The 22,748-nt window shown below is 42.7% G+C and carries 28 protein-coding genes and 3 pseudogenes; 9 read left to right on the forward strand and 22 right to left on the reverse strand.

The window, feature by feature from the left end:
- Window positions 1-3: 3 nt before the first annotated feature.
- Complete coding sequence (locus AAHT65_RS17935; RefSeq protein ID WP_343310621.1) at window positions 4-1,404, reverse strand: S41 family peptidase; 1,401 nt, start codon at window positions 1,402-1,404, stop codon at window positions 4-6.
- A gap of 156 nt (window positions 1,405-1,560) precedes the next feature.
- On the opposite strand from AAHT65_RS17935, the gene AAHT65_RS17940 reads away from it, so the two are divergent.
- The gene (locus AAHT65_RS17940; RefSeq protein ID WP_343310623.1) at window positions 1,561-2,262 is read left to right on the forward strand and encodes a class I SAM-dependent methyltransferase; all 702 of its coding nucleotides are present in this window, start codon (window positions 1,561-1,563) and stop codon (window positions 2,260-2,262) included.
- Between the two features lie 86 nt (window positions 2,263-2,348).
- On the forward strand, window positions 2,349-2,615 hold the full coding sequence (locus tag AAHT65_RS17945; protein ID WP_088117399.1) for a hypothetical protein: 267 nt from the start codon (window positions 2,349-2,351) through the stop codon (window positions 2,613-2,615).
- 42 nt (window positions 2,616-2,657) lie between these two features.
- Here the strand turns inward: AAHT65_RS17945 and AAHT65_RS17950 are convergent, their stop codons facing one another.
- On the reverse strand, window positions 2,658-3,482 hold the full coding sequence (locus AAHT65_RS17950; protein ID WP_010788955.1) for a M15 family metallopeptidase: 825 nt from the start codon (window positions 3,480-3,482) through the stop codon (window positions 2,658-2,660).
- 83 nt (window positions 3,483-3,565) lie between these two features.
- Window positions 3,566-4,264, reverse strand: coding sequence for a purine-nucleoside phosphorylase (deoD, locus tag AAHT65_RS17955; RefSeq protein ID WP_094232201.1), 699 nt, complete (start codon window positions 4,262-4,264; stop codon window positions 3,566-3,568).
- A 191-nt stretch (window positions 4,265-4,455) separates the two neighbouring features.
- Between deoD and AAHT65_RS17960 the strand changes: the two genes are divergently transcribed.
- On the forward strand, window positions 4,456-4,581 hold the full coding sequence (locus AAHT65_RS17960) for a hypothetical protein (RefSeq protein WP_343310624.1): 126 nt from the start codon (window positions 4,456-4,458) through the stop codon (window positions 4,579-4,581).
- 38 nt (window positions 4,582-4,619) lie between these two features.
- Here AAHT65_RS17960 and AAHT65_RS17965 read toward each other — a convergent pair whose 3' ends face one another.
- From AAHT65_RS17965 to AAHT65_RS17975, 3 genes are all read right to left on the reverse strand, one after another.
- On the reverse strand, window positions 4,620-4,940 hold the full coding sequence (locus AAHT65_RS17965; RefSeq protein WP_003325757.1) for a YodL domain-containing protein: 321 nt from the start codon (window positions 4,938-4,940) through the stop codon (window positions 4,620-4,622).
- A 31-nt stretch (window positions 4,941-4,971) separates the two neighbouring features.
- The gene (locus tag AAHT65_RS17970) at window positions 4,972-5,610 is read right to left on the reverse strand and encodes a phosphatase PAP2 family protein (RefSeq protein WP_343310625.1); all 639 of its coding nucleotides are present in this window, start codon (window positions 5,608-5,610) and stop codon (window positions 4,972-4,974) included.
- A gap of 66 nt (window positions 5,611-5,676) precedes the next feature.
- Window positions 5,677-5,853 carry a YozD family protein gene (locus tag AAHT65_RS17975; RefSeq protein ID WP_003325755.1) on the reverse strand — a complete coding sequence of 59 codons (177 nt, stop codon included), beginning with the start codon at window positions 5,851-5,853 and terminating at the stop codon, window positions 5,677-5,679.
- A 119-nt stretch (window positions 5,854-5,972) separates the two neighbouring features.
- Between AAHT65_RS17975 and AAHT65_RS17980 the strand changes: the two genes are divergently transcribed.
- Window positions 5,973-6,116, forward strand: a complete 144-nt coding sequence (locus tag AAHT65_RS17980) for a hypothetical protein (protein WP_088117402.1) — start codon at window positions 5,973-5,975, stop codon at window positions 6,114-6,116.
- Here the strand turns inward: AAHT65_RS17980 and AAHT65_RS17985 are convergent.
- The 13 genes from AAHT65_RS17985 to cgeC all read right to left on the reverse strand — a co-directional run bounded on the left by AAHT65_RS17985 (window position 6,113) and on the right by cgeC (window position 16,622).
- A complete protein-coding gene (locus AAHT65_RS17985) occupies window positions 6,113-6,793 on the reverse strand; it encodes a hypothetical protein (protein WP_003325753.1) in 681 nt (226 codons plus the stop codon). The genes AAHT65_RS17980 and AAHT65_RS17985 overlap by 4 nt on opposite strands.
- Window positions 6,794-6,956: 163 nt before the next feature.
- Complete coding sequence (locus AAHT65_RS17990) at window positions 6,957-7,181, reverse strand: YozE family protein (RefSeq protein ID WP_003325751.1); 225 nt, start codon at window positions 7,179-7,181, stop codon at window positions 6,957-6,959.
- A gap of 85 nt (window positions 7,182-7,266) precedes the next feature.
- Complete coding sequence (locus tag AAHT65_RS17995) at window positions 7,267-7,545, reverse strand: YokU family protein (RefSeq protein ID WP_094232204.1); 279 nt, start codon at window positions 7,543-7,545, stop codon at window positions 7,267-7,269.
- A complete protein-coding gene (gene ablA, locus AAHT65_RS18000) occupies window positions 7,542-8,960 on the reverse strand; it encodes a lysine 2,3-aminomutase (protein ID WP_343310626.1) in 1,419 nt (472 codons plus the stop codon). Before ablA ends, AAHT65_RS17995 begins: the two co-directional genes overlap by 4 nt.
- 58 nt (window positions 8,961-9,018) lie before the next feature.
- Window positions 9,019-9,846: a putative beta-lysine N-acetyltransferase gene (gene ablB / locus AAHT65_RS18005; RefSeq protein WP_151290527.1), complete on the reverse strand. Its 828-nt coding sequence runs from the start codon at window positions 9,844-9,846 to the stop codon at window positions 9,019-9,021.
- Window positions 9,824-11,134, reverse strand: a complete 1,311-nt coding sequence (locus tag AAHT65_RS18010; RefSeq protein ID WP_088117405.1) for a peptidase — start codon at window positions 11,132-11,134, stop codon at window positions 9,824-9,826. Before AAHT65_RS18010 ends, ablB begins: the two co-directional genes overlap by 23 nt.
- Before the next feature lie 7 nt (window positions 11,135-11,141).
- Window positions 11,142-11,795, reverse strand: coding sequence for a 3-oxoacid CoA-transferase subunit B (locus tag AAHT65_RS18015; protein ID WP_094232208.1), 654 nt, complete (start codon window positions 11,793-11,795; stop codon window positions 11,142-11,144).
- On the reverse strand, window positions 11,780-12,469 hold the full coding sequence (locus AAHT65_RS18020; RefSeq protein WP_106360667.1) for a CoA transferase subunit A: 690 nt from the start codon (window positions 12,467-12,469) through the stop codon (window positions 11,780-11,782). The genes AAHT65_RS18015 and AAHT65_RS18020 overlap by 16 nt, the downstream gene beginning before the upstream one ends.
- Window positions 12,453-13,814 (reverse strand): aspartate aminotransferase family protein, encoded by a 1,362-nt coding sequence (locus tag AAHT65_RS18025; RefSeq protein WP_151290525.1) that lies wholly within the window; start codon window positions 13,812-13,814, stop codon window positions 12,453-12,455. Before AAHT65_RS18025 ends, AAHT65_RS18020 begins: the two co-directional genes overlap by 17 nt.
- Before the next feature lie 143 nt (window positions 13,815-13,957).
- Window positions 13,958-14,086 carry a YjcZ family sporulation protein gene (locus AAHT65_RS18030; RefSeq protein ID WP_003325741.1) on the reverse strand — a complete coding sequence of 43 codons (129 nt, stop codon included), beginning with the start codon at window positions 14,084-14,086 and terminating at the stop codon, window positions 13,958-13,960.
- 78 nt (window positions 14,087-14,164) lie between these two features.
- A complete protein-coding gene (locus AAHT65_RS18035; RefSeq protein WP_343310627.1) occupies window positions 14,165-14,944 on the reverse strand; it encodes a GNAT family N-acetyltransferase in 780 nt (259 codons plus the stop codon).
- Between the two features lie 37 nt (window positions 14,945-14,981).
- Complete coding sequence (locus AAHT65_RS18040; protein WP_343310628.1) at window positions 14,982-16,262, reverse strand: glycosyltransferase family 2 protein; 1,281 nt, start codon at window positions 16,260-16,262, stop codon at window positions 14,982-14,984.
- A gap of 54 nt (window positions 16,263-16,316) precedes the next feature.
- Window positions 16,317-16,622, reverse strand: a complete 306-nt coding sequence (cgeC, locus tag AAHT65_RS18045; RefSeq protein ID WP_148666381.1) for a spore maturation protein CgeC — start codon at window positions 16,620-16,622, stop codon at window positions 16,317-16,319.
- Between the two features lie 209 nt (window positions 16,623-16,831).
- On the opposite strand from cgeC, the gene AAHT65_RS18050 reads away from it, so the two are divergent.
- Window positions 16,832-17,251 (forward strand): hypothetical protein, encoded by a 420-nt coding sequence (locus AAHT65_RS18050; RefSeq protein WP_010788967.1) that lies wholly within the window; start codon window positions 16,832-16,834, stop codon window positions 17,249-17,251.
- Between the two features lie 8 nt (window positions 17,252-17,259).
- On the forward strand, window positions 17,260-18,210 hold the full coding sequence (locus AAHT65_RS18055; RefSeq protein ID WP_343310629.1) for a CgeB family protein: 951 nt from the start codon (window positions 17,260-17,262) through the stop codon (window positions 18,208-18,210).
- An 85-nt stretch (window positions 18,211-18,295) separates the two neighbouring features.
- Here AAHT65_RS18055 and AAHT65_RS18060 read toward each other — a convergent pair whose 3' ends face one another.
- On the reverse strand, window positions 18,296-19,453 hold the full coding sequence (locus AAHT65_RS18060) for a phytase (protein ID WP_343310630.1): 1,158 nt from the start codon (window positions 19,451-19,453) through the stop codon (window positions 18,296-18,298).
- 183 nt (window positions 19,454-19,636) lie between these two features.
- Between AAHT65_RS18060 and AAHT65_RS18065 the strand changes: the two are divergent.
- Together AAHT65_RS18065 and alr are read left to right on the forward strand one after the other, a co-directional pair.
- Window positions 19,637-19,934 (forward strand): annotated as a pseudogene (locus AAHT65_RS18065) (tyrosine-type recombinase/integrase); the annotation flags it as partial.
- Between the two features lie 199 nt (window positions 19,935-20,133).
- A complete protein-coding gene (gene alr, locus AAHT65_RS18070) occupies window positions 20,134-21,315 on the forward strand; it encodes an alanine racemase (protein WP_343311558.1) in 1,182 nt (393 codons plus the stop codon).
- A gap of 147 nt (window positions 21,316-21,462) precedes the next feature.
- Here the strand turns inward: alr and AAHT65_RS18075 are convergent.
- Both AAHT65_RS18075 and AAHT65_RS18080 read right to left on the reverse strand, forming a co-directional pair.
- Window positions 21,463-21,621: pseudogene (locus AAHT65_RS18075) on the reverse strand (hypothetical protein); the annotation flags it as partial.
- Between the two features lie 59 nt (window positions 21,622-21,680).
- A pseudogene (locus AAHT65_RS18080) lies at window positions 21,681-21,844 on the reverse strand (hypothetical protein).
- 564 nt (window positions 21,845-22,408) lie between these two features.
- Between AAHT65_RS18080 and AAHT65_RS21720 the strand changes: the two are divergent.
- Window positions 22,409-22,570 (forward strand): phage holin, encoded by a 162-nt coding sequence (locus AAHT65_RS21720; protein ID WP_425524833.1) that lies wholly within the window; start codon window positions 22,409-22,411, stop codon window positions 22,568-22,570.
- Window positions 22,571-22,748: the final 178 nt, after the last annotated feature.

Raw genomic sequence — 22,748 nt, forward strand, 5'->3', positions numbered from 1 at the left:
CCTTTACATCTTTTTCTTCAAGGTTTCGATTGCTTGTTTCATTTGAGTATCATTGTCGGACAGTTTTCCTTGCAATTCCGTCATTAATTTTGTCGTTGTATCTCCAGTAAGAACGCCCGTTTCTTTCAGCTTTTCTTTTGCTTGGAATTGTTTCACAACCGTTTCGAACGCTTTGTCATATGTGCTGTTGACATTCACTTTATAACCAAGCGCCTTCAGCATTTGCTGGGCAACTTTTACGTTATTGCCGGAATCACCGGATTTATATGTTTTATCAGCGTCCAAATACGGCAGCTTCGCATAATCAGGGAGTGCCGCTTTCACCTGAGGCGTAATGCCTTTTTTGTGAATCCATTCTCCGTCCGCTGTCAGCCATTTGGCCATCGTCAGTTTGACTGTTGAACCGTCGTCATATTCTTTAGCCGTTTGCACGGTTCCTTTTCCAAAAGTTGTCTCTCCGATCAGCGGAATCCCTGACGATTCGTGAAGGGCGGCTGCCATAATTTCTGCGGCGCTTGCTGTGCCGTCATTCACGAGGACAACAGTCGGTTTTGTGACTTGGCGGTCTTTTTTTGCTTTCATGACTTCTTTTGTTCCATCTTTATATTCAACCTGCATGATATTTTTACCCTTATCAATAAACAGGTTGCTCATTGTAATGGCCTCATCCATCAAGCCGCCCGGATTTCCTCTTAGGTCCAAGATATAACCTTTGGCGCCTTTTTTCTCCAAGCTGTTGATCGCTTCTGTCAGTTCTTTTGAAGTTGATTCTGAGAATGATGTGATTTGAATTTCTCCGATGTTGTTTTCTTTCATCTCGGAGTATACCGTTTCTACCGGAATAGTATCTCTTTTAATAGATAGATCAATTTCTCCCACACCAGCTCTGTTCAGCACAAGCTTGACTTTTGAGCCTTTTTTGCCGCGGATTAAAGCGACAGCCTCATTCACATTCATGCCTTTGACGCTTTTGCCGTTCACTTTTACGATTTGATCCTTCGGTTTTACTCCCGCTTTTTCGGCAGGCGATCCTTTTATCGGTGATACGATTAAGATCTCACCATCTTTTTCCTCTACTTGAGCGCCGATGCCCTCAAAGGAAGAGGAAATGCTTTCTTCAAATGATTTTCCTTCCTCTTGATTCATATAGGTTGAATATGGATCGTCCAGGGATTCAATCATTCCTTTAATTGCTCCGTCTACTAATTTGTCGTCATCTGTTTTTTTGTAATAATCACTTTTGATCTGCTCATATGCTTTATTCAGCTTATCGAATTTGCTATCTCCGGTACCGGCTGATTTCTCGCCGATAATGGATGAATTGCCGGTAATAAACAAAGTAAGCGCCGAAGCCACGACCGCTGTAATCAGCACGACAAAAAACAGTTTAAGTTGCCGTTTCAATTAAACACCACCTTTTTATTCTTACATTATTATCATAGACGAACCTCTATTCGTCAACTCGAACCCTAAAATGAAGATTCGCGCCTTTCTTTCCCTAATAGGTAAACCTATGTTTTTCTCTCAACATATGCTGACGCAGAAGGGAGGAATCGAACTTTGAGCCGCTATTTAGAAATGCTTTCCTTATTCGGTGTTGCAGGAGCACATCCGGGCGGGCTTGCTTTCACGAAAACCGTATTACGGAAGGCCGCTCTGCCCTCTAACCTGCCGATCCTTGATGCCGGGTGCGGAACCGGGCAGACCGCCGCATATTTGGGACATTTATTGTACCCAGTCACTGTAATCGACAAAGACCCCGTCATGCTGGAAAAGGCCAAAAAAAGATTCGCAAGTGAAGGACTGTCAATTCCCGCTTATCTCGCTAATCTTGAAGAGCTTCCCTTTTCCACTGAAACCTTTTCTGCCGTTCTGTCGGAATCCGTTCTCAGTTTCTCTCATATTCCATCCTCGCTGCCGGACATTTACCGGGTGCTGAAGCCCGGCGGAATGCTGATTGGAATAGAAGCAGCGCTGAAAAAGCCTCTGTCCGGTGCAGAAAAGAAAAAAATGATGGATTTCTATGGGTTTACCGAGTTATTTGATGAGGCTGAATGGAAGCAAACGATGATGCAGCATGGCTTTCGCAAAACAGAAACAATTGAACTTCATCAAGAGAATACCGATCATGAACCGACAACTGAAATGGATTTGTCCCTTTCAATTCCGCCGATTTACTATGACACGCTGCAAGCCCATTATGAGCTCATGCAGACATATAGCGAGTATATGGGGCACTGTGTCTTTTTCGCGTATAAGTAAATCGGCGTTTAACCTCCTGCTTTCGTCCAACCTTTTTAGAAAATCTATCATAAGCTGATAGAAAGGCAGGATAGGAGGGAATCATATTGGAAAAGTATTATCATCTCTGCCGCAAGCACCAAGGAAAAGTTGCTAGAATTACAGAGAAAAACGGCAGGGTTCACGTTGGCAGAATCACCCATGTCACAAACAGCAAAGTCTTCATCACACCTGTTCATCAATCCGGTCTGGGAGGCTTCGGACTCGGATTTTATGGCGGCTATTACGGCGGCTATGGGTATGGATACGGAGCGTACGGCATCGGTCTCGGATTTATTGCCGGTGTGGCACTGGCAGGATTGTTCTTTTTTTAATGCAGAAAAAAGCCCGCTTGACTGTTGCAAGCGGGCTTTCTCTCATACTTTCTTCACTTCATTAAAATATTCTTCCAGTGTTAAGCCGTGATCATGGATGACTTTGGCTGCTTTTTTGCCTACATAACGTAAATGCCATGGTTCGTATTCATATTTTGTGACATTTTCTTTACCTTTAGGATAGCGGATGATAAAACCATATTCATACGCGTGATTCTGTACCCATTTGCCATCGTCTGTACCTCCAAACGCTTCATTGAGTTCAAAACCGTTGCTTCTGCTGGAAATATCCATCGCAAGCCCTGTCTGATGCTCGCTTTGTCCAGGATAGGCAACCGCTTCCTTCGCTTTCTTTTCGCCTTTTTGACTGACTTCATTTTTAAAAATTACTTCTTGTCTGTCATAAGCGCGATATCCTGATACAGCAGCAAGCTCGTAGCCTTTCTCTTTTCCCGCATTAAACAATTCTTCTAATGCTTTAGCCGCTTCTTTTCTGATATATCTTTTTTGGATTTTTTCATCAAAAGAAAATTTTACATTCGGGATGACGAGATCACTAGGTTCATAGGTTCCCGGCAGTGCGTATTCCTTATTCACAAGCGCCAGGATGTTGTCCGGATTTTGGATCGTTTCCAGCCCGTTTACTTCCTTGATATTATTAAAGTATTTGCTTTCGAGCAAAAACTCCTTGTCCGTTGTGTTTGTTGCTGTTTTGCTGTTTGATGAATTCTCATCTGACTGTTTGGTTTCGGCAGAGGATTGCGTATCCTTTTTTTCGTCTCCGTTCGAGATACTGCAGCCCGTTCCGACAATTGCCGTTACACTGAGCGCGGCGGCCAGTGAGAACCATTTACTGGTTTTTTTCATTACACCATTACCTTCCTTTTTTCAAATCATGCTTTACCCATAAAGAAAAGGCCGCTGCTTCCAGCATGCCTCTTTTTATCCAATTAAGATACAGAATGTAAAGCTACTTCTATCATATCATGAAAAGTTGTTTGGCGCTCTTCTGCCGTTGTCTCTTCACCTGTCAATACATGATCGCTCACAGTCAGGATAGAAAGTGCTTTTCTGTTATGCTTTGCCGCTAATGTGTACAAAGCTGTCGTTTCCATTTCTACACCGAGCACGCCGTATTTTGCAAGCTTTGCGATCTGTGAATCTTCATTGTAAAATTGATCGGCTGTAAATACGCTGCCCACTCTTACAGGGACACCATTTTGTTTAGCCGCTTCATATGCTTGATTGAGAAGATCAAAATCTGCGCACGGAGCAAAATCAATGCTGCCGAAAGCGACCCGGTTCATTTGTGAATCCGTTGAGGAGGTCATCGCCAAAATCACGTCGCGAACTTTAACATCTTCACGGATGGCGCCGCAAGACCCTACTCTGATTAAATTCTGCACCTCATAGCTTTGAATCAATTCATTCACATAAATTGAAATAGACGGCACACCCATTCCCGTTCCTTGAACGGATATTTTTTTTCCTTTATACGTGCCCGTAAAGCCGTACATGCCTCTTACTTCATTGTAGCATTCCACATTTTCAAGATACGTTTCAGCGATAAATTTGGCTCTGAGTGGATCTCCCGGCAGCAGCACTGTATCGGCAATCTGCCCTTTTTCCGCACCTATATGTACACTCATGTTTTATTCCTCCTGCACTCCCATTATGTCATCCCTTTCATTTTACAATGAATGGCACGATGAGACAAACTTCAGCATTGATTATAAATGAATGGGTAAAAAAAGAAAATGATTCAAGCTTAAAAGTCGGCGGTTACGGATAATTCAAACGGTTACATGAAAACCTAACAGCAAAAGGAGGGGTGTAGAACATGGGCAAAAAACAGCGAAACCGCATAACCGGACAAAAAAAGAATAACCATGTGCCAGCTGAAGATGTCATTGCGGCTGAAGAAGCGCATGGAAAAGAGCATTCCGCTGCTAAGCGAAAGCCTTAAAGATAAAGAAAAACTGCGGGCGTCCGCAGTTTTTTTCGTTATGTGGCTTGTACGATCAGGCGGTTAATCTTGCTCCAGCCTGTGGAAAGCAGTTTATAATAGGTTTTGCCTCTTTTACCTTCATCAATCAGGATCACATCTCCTGTCGCCATAAACCTTGCCTGATAATCATTTGGGACTGTATCAAAAACATTAAATGTTGAAAATGCCCTTTTCAGCACTTCTTGATGATTGCTGCCGTCAAGTTCCGTCCGATAGACGACTTTATAACCTTTTTTCTCACCATAGCGGGGTGTTTGAAAAATTGTCACATCATAAGCACAAGGTTTCTTTTTAAATACAGACAACGGTAATGGCATCAAGATCCCTCCCTCTTATTTCTTTATAGTATTAGCGTTTTTCCCCTGTTTTCCTCTCTCTATTTTTGTCGAATGGCCTATACTTTTCGTCAAAAAGTTTCAAGAGGAAAAACAGCATAAGTCCTACGCTGAAGCCCCCGAGAACATCTGTAAAGAAATGCGCGCCAAGATAGATTCTGCTTGCGCCGACAAGGACGACAAGAACACAAATAAGAGTGTAAACCGCCTTTTTGCGGGCAGTCAAAAAAGGGATATGCTTCACTAACAGATACGCGATAATAGGATACACGCACGCCGCATTCATGGAGTGTCCGCTCGGAAAGCTATAGGACGTTTCGCGGACGAGCGGTTCAAAGGCGGGCCTCGCCCTTTCAATCCAATCTTTTAAACCGCGGTTCAAGAGACGTTCACAAAGAAACATGACGAGTAACAAAATGCCGTCCCATGTTTTGGTGTACGCCAGCAGCACTGCTCCGACTATGATAATCAGAGGGAATAAAAAAGCTGACGAACCAAGCTGGGTACACCATAACATGACATGGTTCAGCCAGGGCTGCCTCATATGAGCCGCTGCCTGCATCACGGTATCATCAAAGAATTGGACAGCATTGATATGGATCACTGCCGTTAAAAAGATAAACAAAACAAACAGACTGACCGGCTTGTACAATTTTCTTCCCCTCCTGTTTCATAGGCCGTATAAAAAAACCGGAGCTGCCTCACTCCGGTTAGACGTTTAACATTCATCATCCAGCTCTTCATCTATCATACATTTTTCTAATAAATAATCAAAGGTGATATCGGCTATTTCAAATATCTCCTCTTCACATGGTATGTAGCCCCGTTTTGCGAGTTCTTTGTAAAAAAATTCAGCGATTTCTTCTGTATCAATCACAAGATCTATTTCTTTCATGACAGTACCGCCTCCTTTTTTATGTTTTATGAAATGGACGGCCAAATTATACCGGGTTGTTCTAAACAATTCTTTTTCTCATATACATGAATAAAAAAACAAGCATGGGGGCATGAGTAATGATCACAAAAATGATGGCTGCACTGGACGGAGATGGATTTGATCTGATGATGGAAAAGGTGCTGAAAATAATGTCTTATATCATGCTTATAGGCTGCTTTCCTTACTTCTTATATGTCACCGTCCGTTTTTTAGCAAGCTAGCCGAAATGCTCCTTTAAACTATCCAGCACAAAATTCATCATATCTTTATATTCTTCATCCTGAAATATTTCATACAGGATTTTATAGTCGTTATAAATGTCTAAAAGCTCATCCACAATAGATACAGCTAGAACGTGAAGGTTATCTTGGACTTCAGCATCGCCTTCAAACTGAAGAAGAGCGGTCGATATGACATCTTCGCCGATCTCATGAGCTGTTTCTCCGACATAATGGACAAACAAAAGCTGATGCACAAACTGGTCCATTTCATATTTTCTCAGAACCAGCGTGAGATCCTCTTCCTCCGTTTCAAGCCACTCTCCATCCTTTAAGCGAGTCAGCTCATAAATAATATCTTCCCACCCGTCTTCCAAGTATCTCCATATCTCCGTTCTATGGCCGATAATTCGAAACAGTTCCTTTCCATAGTCCTTTACATAGACGACATCACCAATGAGAAATTCATATTCAATATCCAGTTTCTCCATATCTACAATGACGCCTTCATAATCCTTATAAAGCTGAATGGACGTTTCGAAATATAATACTTCATTATGGTTGACTTCATAAAGAAAATGTTTTTCAATCTGATGTACCTTCGTAATCGTTCCGACTGTTCCGTACATCACGACAACCACGATATCTCCTACTTGGAATTTCGGTTTGTTTTGCTTCATGCTGTCTCCCCCTTGCCGCGACTTTCTCATACGCTATCGTATGCCGGCTGACACAAATTCGCATGGGCATGAAAACCAAAGGAAATATCCAATTATATTCAAAAGCTGGACATCAAATCCGCTTACAAAAAAAACCGCATGGGGATGCGGTTTTAAAACATGTTTATATTTGAGGCACCTCAGTCTCGTATTTTTCCCAAGCTTCATCAAAAGTGGCCATCGTTTCCAAGTAGTCAGCATTCAGTTCCAAATAAGAGCTGATCTCATGATAATCGCTGGACATTTTTGGGAAGCTGTGGTCTTCATATGCCTGATTTGCAAACTCACTGATGCTGTCCTTCGGTTTTGGATTTCTGTATTTCATCAAATAGTGGTAAAAGGATTTCATGGGTTTCCCCTCCTGTTGTCTGTCTTTTGTTGTTCTATTATACATTTCAGATATGAAATTACAACAAAAGAATACCAAACACACTTTAGGAGAAATCAAAATAATTGCGCTTCAAAATCCGTTCTGTTTGCATCAGCTGCTGAAATGTTATCGTATGAGGAAGCTTTTTTGTGTCAATTAAAATCAATTGATCTTCAATTTCTTTTATTGTCAGCTCCTCTTGATAGACCATATCGCAGTCAGCGCATGACAAGGCGGGTGTCTCTGTAATTTCTATCGCCTTTGTGCCGTCAGGAAGCTCCCAGTAAACGGCGGTCACGCAAGGGGATGCTTGAAGCCCGCCGCACCATTCACATGTTTTCATGATGAATCTCCCCCGCTTTCCGCCCCCTCTTTTTCTTTCTTTTGCTGGGCCAGAAATTTCTTTTCCTTCAGTTCATCCCTTTTGTCCCTGCGGTTTTTTAATGTTTCGTGCTCCGGGTTCGCCGTGTATGCCTCTCTTCTTTTGATGCGGGATACGTTTTCAGGTGTGAAGGAAACCTCCTTGTCTGCAAAAATAGCGCTCAATCCAATCGGTTCCTTCTTTTCGGAAACTTCAGGATACACAGACGCAAAGTAGGCGTCCGCCTGGTCCGGAATATAATGTTCCGGCTCGGGATAGGACGTGATGACTCCTTCAAAATTCCGCAAAATGACTTTATCAGGGCTTTGCGATAAAACATAATTAGGCTGCAGAGCGATTTTCCCGCCTCCGCCCGGCGCGTCAACGACAAATGTCGGAACTGCATACCCGGATGTATGTCCGCGGAGCCCTTCAATGATTTCAAGTCCTTTTGAAACGGGCGCTCTGAAATGGCCGATGCCTTCTGACAAATCGCATTGATAAATATAATAAGGGCGCACTCTGATTTTCACTAAATCGTGCATAAGCTTTTTCATGATCGGAACTGAATCATTAATACCCGCTAATATAACCGCCTGATTTCCGACGGGAACGCCTGCGTTGACTAATTTTTCACAAGCCTCGACTGATTCCTCCGTCATCTCAATGCTTGTATTAAAATGGGTATTCAGCCAGACAGGATGATATTTTTTTAATATTTTGCACAGGTTATCGGTAATTCGCTGCGGAAAGACGACCGGTGCCCTTGTTCCGATTCTGATGATTTCTAAATGCGGAATGGCACGGAGATTCTTTAAAATATACTCCAATATTTGGTCGTTGATCAGTAAACCGTCTCCTCCTGAAATCAGGCAGTCACGGATTTCGGGTGTCTCACGTATATAAGCAATCGCGGCATCAAGCTGTTTCTTAGGCACTCCCATTCCGATTTGCCCTGAAAACCGTCTGCGTGTGCAATACCGGCAGTACATTGAGCATTGATTTGTCACAAGAAAGAGAACACGGTCCGGATAGCGGTGCGTCAGTCCCGGTACAGGAGAGTCCTCATCTTCATGAAGCGGGTCCTCAAGGTCATACTTGGTTTTGTGCATTTCTTCAGATAACGGAACAGACTGCATCCGAATCGGGCATCTGGGATTATCAGGATCCATTAAGGAAGCGTAATATGGTGTAATATTTAAGGGAATGGTTTTGGTAGAGATTCTGACTCCTTCTTCTTCCTCTTCAGTTAAATGAATGACTTTTTTTAATTCATCAAGTGTCCGGACGGTATGCGTCAGCTGCCACACCCAGTCATTCCACTTTTCTTCGGGTACATCCTTCCATAATTCAATCTCCTTCCAGTGCCTCTTCGGTTTAAACCATTGATTTGCCAAACGGAATTCCTCCTTATCACCATTTTGCCTTACGGCGGAATGGTGAATATTTCTCAACTTATAATGTCTTGCACCATACATTCATATTTTCAAGACTTTCATATATATAGCAATTGTTTATCAATCTTCCCCGATAGCTGTAGCCTGATTGATGAAGCACGGCGTTCATTCCATAAGAGGCTGCGCGCGCGAGTGAAAACACATGAAAAATCTCTCGGTCGGCCATTTCTTTTTCCAATGCGGCGATTAAATGATTCATCAGTGAATGCCCCCTGTATTCCTTGAGCACGGCACAGTCAGTTATTTCCGCATGCCCCAAAGCAGGATTGGCTTCCGCACTGGCGGCCCCTATCAGCCGGCCGTCATCAAACATAGCATAATAGACAGTGTTATCATTCATCGTTTTTTCAATATATACCGGGTCAAAAATCGGGGTTGGATAAGTGCGGAACACTTTTTTGTACAGCATCGACAACTGGTAAATGTCCCTTGGTTCACACCTGCTCATCAAAAAAGGCGGCGTCGCTGTTAGACGTATTGAAGGGGACTTTTTATACAATGTCTCGACAATCTCCAGCTCTGCTAAATAGGAATTTGTCAGTCTTCTGTTCTCAGAGAGGTAACGAACCATCACAGCCGCGCGATGGCCTAAGTAATAGCCATCCAGAAGCCCTTCCGTCACAAATAAATGCTTCGCAAGCTCTGCTTCGTCCTGTTGCTTGGCATATACAATCACTTTTTCAGCGAGCTCCTTTTTTGCTGCAGATAGGATCTCAGGCAAAGCGTTTTCGATTTTACCTTCATATCGGACGACTCTGATTCGCTCATTGAAACGGTCAATGTCTACGTAAGCCGAGACGCCCTCACGCTTTATCACTCTGATCATCCGCTTCACTCCCTGGCTCATGGATGCCGCACCAATCCATTATAAAAAGAGAAATGATTTTAGCAGATTCCAACAGAGCCTCAATTTCAATATATTCGTTCGCCTGATGGGCCGTTTTTGTTTCACCGGGTCCAAAAACAATGACGGGGGTCTGAGCCGCATGATGTAATAAGCCTCCATCCGTTCCCCACGGTGACGCCTCTATTACCGGTTCAGTGTGTCTAATTTTTTCATAGGATGATTGTAGCACCGACACCAAATCATGATCTTTCGGCAAGTCATTCGGCAGCCACTGAGCGCCGTACCATTCGAGCTTGACAGGGTGGCGTTTAAACCATTCATCACGATACTCTAAATCCTTCAGCCAGTTTGTCATTTCTTCTTTCACCGCTTCGGGTTTTTCGTGGGGCGCGATTCCGCATCTCCCTTGGATGACTGCCCGGTCGCATACTGAAGAAGGCCACTCGCCGCCCGCGATAGAGCCTACATTTATAGGGACCGGAATCGGGATGCCTTCATAAAGCGGATCAGAGATTCTGGCATTTCGGACTTTTTCCAGCTCTTGAAGGGCTGAGATGACATGCATGCTTTTTTCGATGGCGCTCACCCCTTCATAGCGTGTGCCGCCATGCGCCGATAAACCTTTAACAGTTATACGGAACCATAGTGAGCCTTGCTGTTTGATGAATAGCTTCATATTAGTGGGTTCCGGAATAAGCGCCCCATCAGCCCGATAGCCTCTCATAATGGCCGACAGCGTTCCTGCGCCGCCGCACTCTTCGTCTACAACACTTTGAAAAAATAAATCTCCCTTCAATTTGACACCGCAGGCGTGCAGCGCTTCTAATGCAAAAAGAAGGGCTGTATTGCCTCCCTTCATATCAGTAGAACCGCGGCCGTAAATTCTCCCGTTTTCCTCCGCGGCCTGAAAAGGCTCAGACTTCCATGCTTTTATGTCTCCTGCGGGCACAACATCGATATGCCCATTCAAAATCAGGGACCTTCCGTTGCTTTCTCCTGCTTTTTTAGCGACAATGTTTGGGCTTTCGCTAAAATCAGTCCGGTCTGATTTGAAATACGGATGCTGTTTTAATTGCTTCAGGCTCGGTTCCCATACATCAATATCCATCTTGAATTGCCGCAGCTTCTCAAGGACAATGGCCTGGGCGTTGAATTCCGCTCCAAATGTACTTTTTTCGCCGACCAGTCTTTTAAGAAGACGGATGGCTTTGGCCAGATGATCATCCAGCCAGTCAACAACCTGTTTTTCAATTTGCTGCATGCGCAGTCCTCCTTTAAGAAAAAGGTACGTCTATCTTGAGTTCGGCAGCGGTCAGCTCAATGACTTCTTCTGCTGTCGCGCCATTCATAAGCTCTTTTAATACAAATTGACGTTGTTCTACAGCAATTACCGCCTTATCGGTAATAATGAGATCGACACAGCCCGCAGCAGTCAGCGGCAATGTGCACTTTTCCACTAATTTCGGTTTCCCTTGATGATCTGTATGGCTCATGACGACCACTACTTTTTTCGCTTTTTGCGCAAGCTCCATGGCACCTCCCATGCCGGGTACTTTTTTCCCCGGAACGAGCCAATTAGCCAGATCACCATGCCGGCTCACTTGCAGAGACCCTAAAATGGTAATATCTATAGCGCCTTTTCTGATCATGGCAAAGGACAGACAAGTATCGAAATAAGACGCTCCTTTTACAGCGCTGACAGGGTAGCCTGCGGCGTTGCAAAGGTTTTTGTCTTCCTGCCCCTTCTCCGGGCTTCCGCCAATGCCGAGGACTCCATTTTCGGCCTGAAGCATCACCTTCGTTTCAGACGGCAAAAAATTCGGCACTAATGACGGAATGCCGATGCCCAGATTCACCGTCATCCCTGATGTGATTTCACAAGCAGCACGCCTTGCTATCAGCTCTCTCTCCTTTATTCCCAAGCCCATCTCCAATTCACCCCTCCGCTTTTCACGACGCCCTCCACGAAAATCCCCGGTGTGATTATCATCTCTTCTGCAAGCTCTCCTGCCGGGACAATGCGGTCCGCTTCGGCAAATGTTCTCTCGGCAGCCATCGCCATAAGCGGATTCATATTGCGGGCTGTTTTGTCATAGGTCAAATTGCCGAATTCGTCTGCGGTATGCGCGCAGATAAAAGCAAAATCAGCCGTTAACGCTTCTTCGATTAAATACGGCTTTCCTTTGAGAGACACGGTTTCTTTTTGCGCACAAATCATTTGATTATCTATTCCGATGTCAGTCAAAATGCCGCCAAGGCCGGAGCCTCCCGCTCGAATCCGTTCTGCCAGCGTGCCTTGCGGAGAAAACTTCACCTCTAATGTTCCGTCAGTCATCTGCTGTCCCGCTATCGGATTTGATCCGATATGTGACGCAATCAAGGTTTTTACTCTTTTGTTTACAATGAGCGGGCCGATTCCTATTTGCGGAAATCCGGCGTCATTACAAATAACCGTTAAATCCTTCACACCTTTTTCTAGTATTCCTTCAATAAGTGACGGCGGTGACCCGACGCCGCCAAATCCGCCGAACATCAGCACGGATTCATCCTGTACGTCTGCAAGTGCCGTTTCAATATCCATCTTTTTATCTAATGAAGCCATTTGTTTTCCAATCCCTTTTAAGTTTTTTTTCTACTTCTGAGACGGCGTCTGAAAAGAGATCCGTAAGCTCTGCCATCTCAGCGGAAGAAATCGTAAATGGCGGAGCGATGATCACGGCGTCTCCTTCACCGCTGTCGATTCCTGGCTTGGCGGGATATATAATCAGCCCGCGTTTTTTTGCCGCGCTGATGATGTGCTGCCCCACTGACAGCTCAGGCGGGAATGTCTGTTTTGTCTTTTTGTTTGCGACAAATTCAACCCCCAATAGCAACCCTTTTCCTCGGACATCGCCGATCATGTCACTTTGGTTCATGAGATCTGTCAGCTTTTTCTTCAGTACTTCGCCTTTTTCCTCTGATTTTTTTAAGAGATCATGTTTTTCCACATACTTTAAAACTTCAAGCGCCGCTCTGGCTGAATAGGGATTGGCGCTATACGTATGCCCGCTCATAATCACGCCGGAGCCTTTTTTAATGGTATCCATAATCGGATCAGAAACAACAGCCGCTGCAATTGGTGCGTAACCGGCACTCATCCCCTTTCCCAAAACCGCAATATCAGGAACGGTATTCCAATGCTCTGCGGCTAGCATTTTGCCTGTTCTGCCAAGCCCCGTCATCACCTCGTCCGCTATAAACAGCAAACCATTTTTCAGGCACACGCTTTGAAGCGCTTCATAATACCCTGCGGGAGGTGTGATGGCGGCTCCCGCGGCACCGATAATGGGCTCCGCCACAAACCCGGCAATAAACCGGCTGCCAATTCGTTTAATGGCTGTGTCCAGTTCTTGAGCGGCAGCCTGGACGAAATTCTCTTCCTTCATATCCGGGCTGGAGCGATACAGATTAGGTGCCGATATCGCCGGGTAACGCTCAATCATTTGAGTAAACCGGTATCTTCTTTCATAAAACCCCGATAATGAAAGCGCTCCCAAAGTTATTCCGTGGTAACTGCTCCATCTCGACAAAAAGATGGATTTTTGCCATTGCTGTTTTTCCTGCCAATACTGAATGGCGATTTTCATTGCTGTTTCGATCGCTTCAGACCCGCTGTTTACAAAAAAAGACCAATTCAAATGACCCGGAAGCTGGTTCGCCAATAACCTCGCCAAGTCTTCAGCAGGCTCACTTGTGAATTGTGATCGGTAAACAAATGAAACGGTATCAAGCTGTTCCTTCAGCAAATCAGTGATATCCTTTACGCCGTGGCCGATATTGCATGTCACCGCGCCGGATGAGCCATCGAGGTATTTTTTTCCGGATTGATCATATAGGTATGAACCTGCTGCACGGCTGACAACCGGATAATCTGCCTCAAGCTCAGGCTTAATCAGATAGCTCTTCATAACTTCTCCCCCTCACCTCGAGCCCCCTTTTACTCCATTGTATGAGTGTAAGAATGAAGGCATTCTTACCGCGTAAAACTTTTTTCGCCAATACAAAAAAGGGCCTTCCCTTGTAGGAAGACCCTTTGTCACGATGTATGCTCCTAGCAAATAAACGCGGCACCAACGATGATTAATAAAATAAATAATACGACAATCAATACAAACGTATTTTTCCCGCAGCCGAACCCGCCATAACTGTAACCATAATCATAACAGCCGTAACTGTGCATCAAGTATCAATCCTTTCTTATCACGATATACGGCATTCTATGCGGGCCAAGTCCCAAATGGTTTGTGCATTTGCCCAGTTATGTAAGAAAATAATGAAATACAGTGTGCATCCGCTGATATTTTTCAAACCGGAGTTTTTCATAAAAATGGCCGGCCCCGTCAAGACTTGATGTAACAAGATAGGCAGAATGCATACCAAAGGCTTTTGCAGCGGAAAGCATCTCCCCAATCAAAATGGTCCCGTACCCTTTTCTTTGAAACTGATCCAAAATGGCGACCTCTTCAATTTTTGCCGTTTTTTCTTTTGGATTGATAAACAGCTCTCCGCAGCCAATCGGTATTTTTTGTGTTGAATCGCTGTAACAAACAACGAGCAAAATCTTCCCTGATTGATAAAAAGGATATTTCCGCTGTAATTTTTTTTCTGCAATTGCTTCGCTTATATAGAGAGAGTCATAAATTTTCATAATAGAAGAGCCGTCCGCAAGGCTTTTTTTCGTCCCCCAGCCTGTCAGCGGATGCCCTGCCCGTTTGCCCCAAAGATCAAGCTGAATGCTGTAGAATAATTCATCTTCAACCACAAATCCGTTTTTTACAAGTGATTGCTTCAAAACAAGCGGAAAGGTATGCTGCGGCGAAGCCTTCAGATGAATATAATTGGTATTTAACAATCCGGATACTGAAGGCAGAAATGAAAGCAAGCTATTTAACGGAAACGAAGCACGCAGCTGTACAAAATTATGCGAAAAAATTTGCGGAAGATCAGGGTCACTATAAACACTGTATTGCTCAAATGGTTTGAATACAGAAGTTAATGATAAATATTGTTTTTCTGTTTTCGAATAATGTTCTGTCATGAATGTCTCCTTCATCCTCAACATACGGCTGTCTGATTTAGTCAATTTTGATACTTAATTTCTTTATAATCTCATCGTACAACGGACGAAACGGCTTTCCAATTGGAAATTGTTTGATTTCACAGAAAGAAATGGCGATTGGCTTCTGATGTAAGAAGAATCGTTTTGCGACTCTAGTATCTATTGGATGGAACTTGCCGTTTAAAAATAAGAACAGTTCGCGGCCGATCAGAAACAGCCTGCGTCCAGGAGGATTAATCATCAGACCTGATCTCCCTTGGCTGATCGGTTGACCGTCAGGCACAGACTCCAGCTCGTCTTGGTGAACAGCCAAAATATCTTTTCTTTTAAATTGGTAGAAGTGAAATGCATACTGGTTCTCTATACGTCTTTTTCTTCCTCCTTCTATATAAAATACATCCGGCTGATCCGGCGCTTTGACGAGCATATAATTCGGAATGTGAACGCTTTTTCCTATTTGGTATTGAAATAAATACGGGTCGGGAATTATGACAGTCCTCCCCGAATAAACGGAGTGCCATCTTTCCCCGACGGGATGCCGGGTATCTTGATCAAGCACGTACACCTTTTGGTCAGTTCCCTTCACAAAAGACCCGTCAATTAAAACATCAGGAAGACACTGGTTCGCATTTTGAAAAGAATCAGGTGTTTTATAGGTTGTGTCCAATACTTCATTTATCGGCATAAAAGGAACAAATGTGTTCAATCTGCTCCAAAAAATTGAATCTCCGTGATTCCAATGCATGACATGATCGTCCCAATAGCTCCCATATTGAAGTTTGACTTTTTCAAGCAATTCTCTCCTGTGCATCACAGAGCAATGGTCCACTTGAAACGCGGCATTATTCAGCACTCCCGGCGCCTGCCTGTAAAAATGAAGAGCTTCCTCTCCACGCTCGTTTATATGAACGACCTTTTGCATTGAATAAACCGCTTGCGCTGCCGGGTCATTCCGGAACACCTGCAGCATCCGGCTGAGCCTTTCATGATGATAGATCGTATCATCGGTCAGATAGGATACATAATCCCCTGTAATAAAAGAAAGCGCATGGTTAATTAATGTGGCATATCTGGCTGTTTTCATCCGCTCGGAGTGCTGAATAAAACTGTTATAATACTGAATGCGCGTATCATGTAAGTACGTTTGAATGACAGCAGAGGTTTCTTCATTTGAATGATCATCCATTATAAAAAGCTCCCAATCAGCGTGAGTTTGATTGACCACACTTTCAATTGCTTTTTGTAAATAAGAGGGTTTGTTATAACTTGTTAAAATGATTGAAACTTTCTCCCCCATCTCCCATCCTCCTATCAAAAACGGCTCCGTAAAAACGGAGCCTTGATCTCAATGTTAAAATGCACCCCAGCTTACAATACTTGAGAGTGCCACGTTTGATCTGGTGTTATTCAGCGGATTTTGAAACACTGCCAAATCGCTCAGCACTTCTTTCACAATAACGTTTTGCAGAGTGTCTCCATTGATAAGATTCACTCTTGAAACCGGGATTCCAAGTTCTTTCGCTAGAACAAGCTGCTTCCGAAGATCTGAAACCGGTTCAGGCGGATCTGTCTGACGTAATAACAAAATCAGTAATAGCAGGACAACATATAATTCCTTTTCAAATTCCTCACCGTTCACAATTGCTTCCGAATCCAAAAAATCCCTCTCCTTCATGCTTGTAATCTTTATCAGCATATGGAAAAAGCGAACATACGCATAGGCTATAACCGCCTCTTTTAAAAATCAGCGATTTGATTAAATATGAAAAATACGCTTGATAACGGCGTTCGTCTCATGCCAATTCACAGGCAGCGGAATATGAATAATCGTGAGTTCTAAAAAGATAAAAGGAGGTGTATGTGTAAATGAGCAATGATTTTCTGCAGTTGAAAAAGGATCTCATTAAAAGTTTATTGATCCCCTTTTTTAATAATGGAACGACAACTGAAAGTGGAGGAGATAACGTGGAAAACAAAATTAAAGAATTATTAGAAGCAGCGGTAGACAATAAAGTAGATGCGGCTGCTGAAGCAGAAGCCGCAAGCGATGTATCAGCCTTGGATACGTCCTTACCGGCCAGATGGATTTTTGCTAGAATTACACCGGGAACTGTAATCAGCATTGTGATGGATTCAGGAGACATGATCGGACCTGTTCAATTTGTTGCATTTGACCAAATCCACGGCATTGTATATGTCACGCAAGAAGCTTCCGTCACTCCGACTGGTTCAGCCACTACATTGCTTGATGTAGATAAAGTAGAAAGCGTTACGTTCACTACGTAATCCCTTTTATGAACGTATTGTATATCCATTCGGGATATAAGGGGATATACAGCTATTTTGACCGCTGGATTGAAGAAGGTTTTCTACATTCTCCCATGAGGCTCCTTTCTTCACTTGATCTTGATGCGCAATCAGCCCGCAGCATCAAATCATTCCAGCCGGATTTTGCTGTCATTATGGTCGGAGATAGAGTCCCTTCTGAATGGCTGACCTGGTTAAAGATTGAGGGTATTCCCGTGTATGTCTGGCTTACAGAAGACCCTTTTTATACAGATATCAGCCTGCAAGTCATACCGCATGCAGATGTGATATTGACCATTGACCAAAATTCAGCCGATGTTTACCGGGAATTAGGCTGCCCCCACGTTTATTATATGCCCATTCCCACAAACCAGCGGCTTTTCAAAAAACTCAATACGGAAACTTCCTGCCATTCTAACCTGCTGCTTATCGGCTATCCTTATCCTAACCGGGTTCAGCTTATCAAGGAGACAGCGAATCTTCCGGTCACCATACGGTTGATCGGCAAGGAGTGGCGAAAATATCTTCATAAAAAAACAATCAAACAGTCAAATGTGGATATTATCGACCAATGGATCAGCCCTGAAAAGGCGGTTCATTATTATAACAGCGCGGACATTGTCATTAATCCGCACAGGCCGTACCATTTTGCGTTCAATAAAAACCAGAAGTCCATTCAAAATATCAGCTTAAATAACCGAAGCTTTGACATTGCAGCTTGTGAAGCGTTTCAGCTCGTAGATCTTCCTGCGGCAAGTCCCTTTTCATCCTTTGTTTCTTATCACGGAATAAACGATTTTAAGCGTAAGGCAGCATATTATCTGGAGCACCCTGAAGAACGAAAAAAAGCCGCGGCACTGAATTATAAAGAGACAATTCCAGCCAATACGTTTGATGAGCTTCCGGCTAAACTCTCACACATTCATTTAAATTGTTAAAAAATCGTTCATTATTCAATGAACGATTTTTTCATTTATGCGTTTTATAGAAAAACAGCTTGGCTTGTCACTGCTTTTTGCTGCCTTATGTTCCGGACCTGTCCTTCAGCCTTCTTGGATCAGCCTGTTTTTTCACATCCAGTGCAGCACCAATCGGTTTAGCAATCCTTTCCCACGGTACAATTTTGAAATTTTGATTCACCGCCTGTCCGTTTTCAATATTTTTTCCGTCCTGAGCGATAAAAATTCCGTTTGGATATTTAGCGCCCAAACCGAAGCCGATAACATCAATCCCATCCGTATCACTTGTACCGTCAATCTTTTCTCCATCCGTAATTTCAAAATTCGCGATATATTTATTGCTGCCCTGACGCTCATAGATCGCATAGCTATTGTTTCCCTGACTTGACGCCATAATATATCCTTTTCCGTCCGGAGCATAATAAATGGTCAGACCCTCAATATCAGACGTTAAGTGCTTTCCATCGGTCCGATCAATTATGCTGCCCTGAGTCCCGCCGTTTGGCTCTGCGCTAAATTTCCAAATGGCAGCGTCTTCCTCCGCTATGTATATATGGCCGTATTCATCATCAGCCGCGACCCCTTCAGTTTGCGAATTCAATTTGAATTGGCGCACTTTTTTGCCTGTCACATACCCCTTTCCATTATCAGCGATTTCATATTGTTCAAATTCTCCCTGCTTTCCCGTTACCAATGCGTAAAATTTCCCTGTTTTTTGACTGTGATACAAACTAAAGCCATATACCTCGGCGATGCCAGTAGAAATGGGATGTTTCGGGTCGGTAATACTTTCCAATTCACCCTTTTCGCCGTCAAATGAATAAATTTCGATTGAATTTTTTCCGTCTGTTCGATTGGAGGCGGCTGCTATGTCTGCTTTTTTACCGTTCAATGGAAAATCATAGCGTAAATCCACATTATTTAGTTTGCCAAATTGATAGGAATTGATTTCTTTGCCATCTAAATCATAGACAACTAAGCCTGCTTTCTTATTTGTCGTGATCAGCTTGCTTTTCTCCGGACGCTTCTCATTAACCCAAATGGCCGGATCATCTGCCGCGTCATCACCGGAAGCAACAGGCTTCGTCTCTGCGCTTGCCTTGACTGTAAAATGGTTGTTATGGGAAGGAACCTGTTTCGCCGCCAAAGGTGCCGAGAATGATAATGACGTGAGTAATAAACCGGCAGCAGCAGTCATAAGGTATGCTTTTGGCTGTTTCAATGTTAACTCCTCCTCTGATGATTTATACCGCTTATTTTACAATACTAGTAACCTGTTTTTTGTGAGATAAATGTAATTTTTCTGTAAAAATATCTTCTGGCCGCCAATCCATAGTGAACGATTTGTTAAAGCTTTGTTCCATCTCATCATCTGATATCTATAGAATGGCTCATCTGGCAGCATGTATACGGGAAAGGAAAAGGCGAAGGAAAGCCTTTAGGATATATGATCAATACGGAGGTTCTTGAAGATCTGAAGCTTTGGCATGAAAAACGCGGTTATGATCATGAGTACCTCTTCACTCTCAACATGGCGGACAACCAAAACAAATGTCAGAATCATGGGCAGACGATTTTTGTTCAGATGTACTAACTGATATCCTCAGCCGCCGTATCAATCCTCACCTCTTTAAAGCCTCATGTATCACATTACTTATTTGCTCGAAGTAAAGAAAATCAAAATTGAACTCATCAGCAAATATACAAAAATGAATTAAAAACGTAAGTACTGTCAACTTCACCGTCGGTTAGCATCTTTTCGTTAGATCAAGAGTTTGTTGTTGAATGATTTCAGTTAAGGTTGAATAAATTAGATTGAAAGTATCCAGCCATTAATGTTACAGAATTTATTTAACGGCTAAATGCGCTTTATACTATTCTATAAGAAGGAAGGAAGCGTTGATGACAAAACTTTGCCGAGAAGTTTGGATCGAAGTAAATCTTGATGCCATAAAAAAAAATTTGCGAGCAATACGCCATCATATACCAAAGAAGAGCAAAATTATGGCTGTCGTAAAAGCGAACGCTTATGGTCATGGCTCTGTAGAAGTGGCGCGCCATGCACTGGAACACGGGGCGAGTGAGCTCGCTGTTGCCAGCGTGGAGGAAGGAATCGTTTTACGAAAAGCGGGGATTACAGCACCTATCCTTGTGCTTGGTTTTACATCCCTTAGTTGTGTTAAAAAATCAGCAGCTTGGAATATAGAGTTATCAGCATTTCAGGTTGATTGGATGAAAGAAGCTAACGAGATTTTGGAAAATGAAGTGAGTGCTAACCGATTGGGTATTCATATTAATGTGGATACTGGTATGGGCCGATTAGGTGTACGCACAAAAGAAGAACTTTTAGCAGTAGTGAAAGCATTAACAGCAAGTAAATTCCTAAGATGGGCAGGTATCTTTACACATTTTTCAACAGCCGATGAACCAAACACCACACTAACTAAGCTACAGCACGATAAATTTATCAGTTTTCTCAGCTTTTTAAAAAATCAAGGCATTGAATTGCCCACCGTGCATATGAGCAACACGGCTGCTGCTATCGCTTTTCCTGAATATAGTGCTGATATGATTCGTTTAGGTATCGGCTTATATGGTTTATATCCTTCAGACTATATCAAACAACTAAACCTCGTTAAGCTTACACCTGCATTAAGTTTAAAGGCGCGCATAGCTTATGTGAAAACCATGCGGACAGAACCCCGAACCATTAGTTATGGTGCTACATACATCGCAGAACCCGATGAAGTAATCGCTACACTCCCAGTCGGGTATGCTGATGGTTATTCTCGTGCACTTTCCAATCGCGGGTTTGTACTTCATCGCGGAAAACGAGTGCCAGTGGCGGGAAGAGTGACAATGGATATGATCATGGTTAGCTTAGGAGAGAGTGAAGGTAAACAGGGAGAGGAGGTCGTGATTTACGGTCAGCAAAAGGGAGCAGAGATTTCCGTTGATGAAGTTGCTGAAATGCTTAATACGATTAACTATGAAGTGGTGTCTACATTAAGCCGCCGCATCCCTCGTTTTTATATAAGAGATGGCGAGATTTTTAAGGTATCAACTCCAGTAATGTACGTGTAGAGTTTTTCTTTCAATTTTTTTGCAAATGTGAGGTTGTACATCTTAAATCCCTCTTTTATGCAGAATCAAGATTCCTCAACTGAGGGATTTTGCTTACGTATAAAACACAAAAATCACTAGCTATTAGGCAAGTCTACGTTTGCAGGTGTGCTCGACGTCAACTAATTTCCCATTTGACGATATCTTTTCACTTTTAACTTTGTAATCTTTTGCTAGTTGCTCGTAAGAAGGTGATTGATTAGTTTCCTCCTTTGCAGAAGCATAACTCGCAGGTAAAAGTGAGCCAACAGTCAATGATGCAGCCATAACACAAGTAAAAACACTTTTTTTCACTTATAAATCCTCCTTGTGTTACACCTTAAGAATTAAGAATTACTAAATACTTGCTTAACTTTATAAGCAATGACGAGGTATAAAATTGCAACAAACACTAGGACTCCAGCGCCATAATCAGTTTTTAATACTAAATAAAGACTTAACACACCGAAAATAATGTCACAATATCAAAAAAATTTTTCTTGCTGTTCATTTAAATTCCCCCGTTTAGCAATTGATTCTAGGTGCTATTTGATTGCAGCCCTAGCTTACAATTCTGTCCAACACCAAACTTTCTAACAAGATTACTTTAATCATATTTTAGGATAATTATTTAAATTTTTTTAGCACACCTCCTCTAACATGTTTATTTTTTAATTTACAGAAAAACGAAACAATTGAGTCAATTTCTCTTATAGAACGATTGATATTAATAGCAATCAGGACTATTAATTTATTTTACATACCTAAACACTTTTAACTCAATCCCATTAAAGCCCTTTCCATATTTGTCGATAATATGGTGAGGTGCATTTGATGAATAAGACAATACTTAAATACAACCTAGTAGTAGAAATGGATATTTTCTCCCCAGTAAATCTGAAGTTCGATTAGAAAATGGAAAAGGATTTGAACAAGGTGATCAAAAAGTTAAAGAAGCTTTATCGAATATTGAAGTTTGGCAAAGGATCATGGAAATAGCAGTACGTAAAGCAAGTAAAGTCGCTCAATAATGAGCGGTTTTTTTTATTTGTTTTAGAATCACCGATATTGTTCCGTGTTTGAAAGTTGTCCATATGGATTTAGATCAAATGGTTGCATCATTAAAAGCGGCTTCGGAATTGTAGGTACTGTTTTGAATCATCTGTCTTTTTCAGGACTAATCACTGATCCAACAACTTCAGAAGTAAATGACAGTGACAAAGCCTTGAACTTATGAATCCCCAAAAAACAGAAATGAAGATAAAAGGAACATGGTTTAAAACACTCTATCAAATTGTTTTGATAGATATAATATGATAACTTGATATGTAAGTGATTAACAAAATTCTCCAGTCTTCACATTCGTTTGAAAGGAGGAAGTGGAAGGATTGAGTAAGAGGGATTTCTGACTCCGC

It is taken from the genome of Bacillus atrophaeus, assembly GCF_039519175.1.
GTDB lineage: Bacteria > Bacillota > Bacilli > Bacillales > Bacillaceae > Bacillus > Bacillus atrophaeus.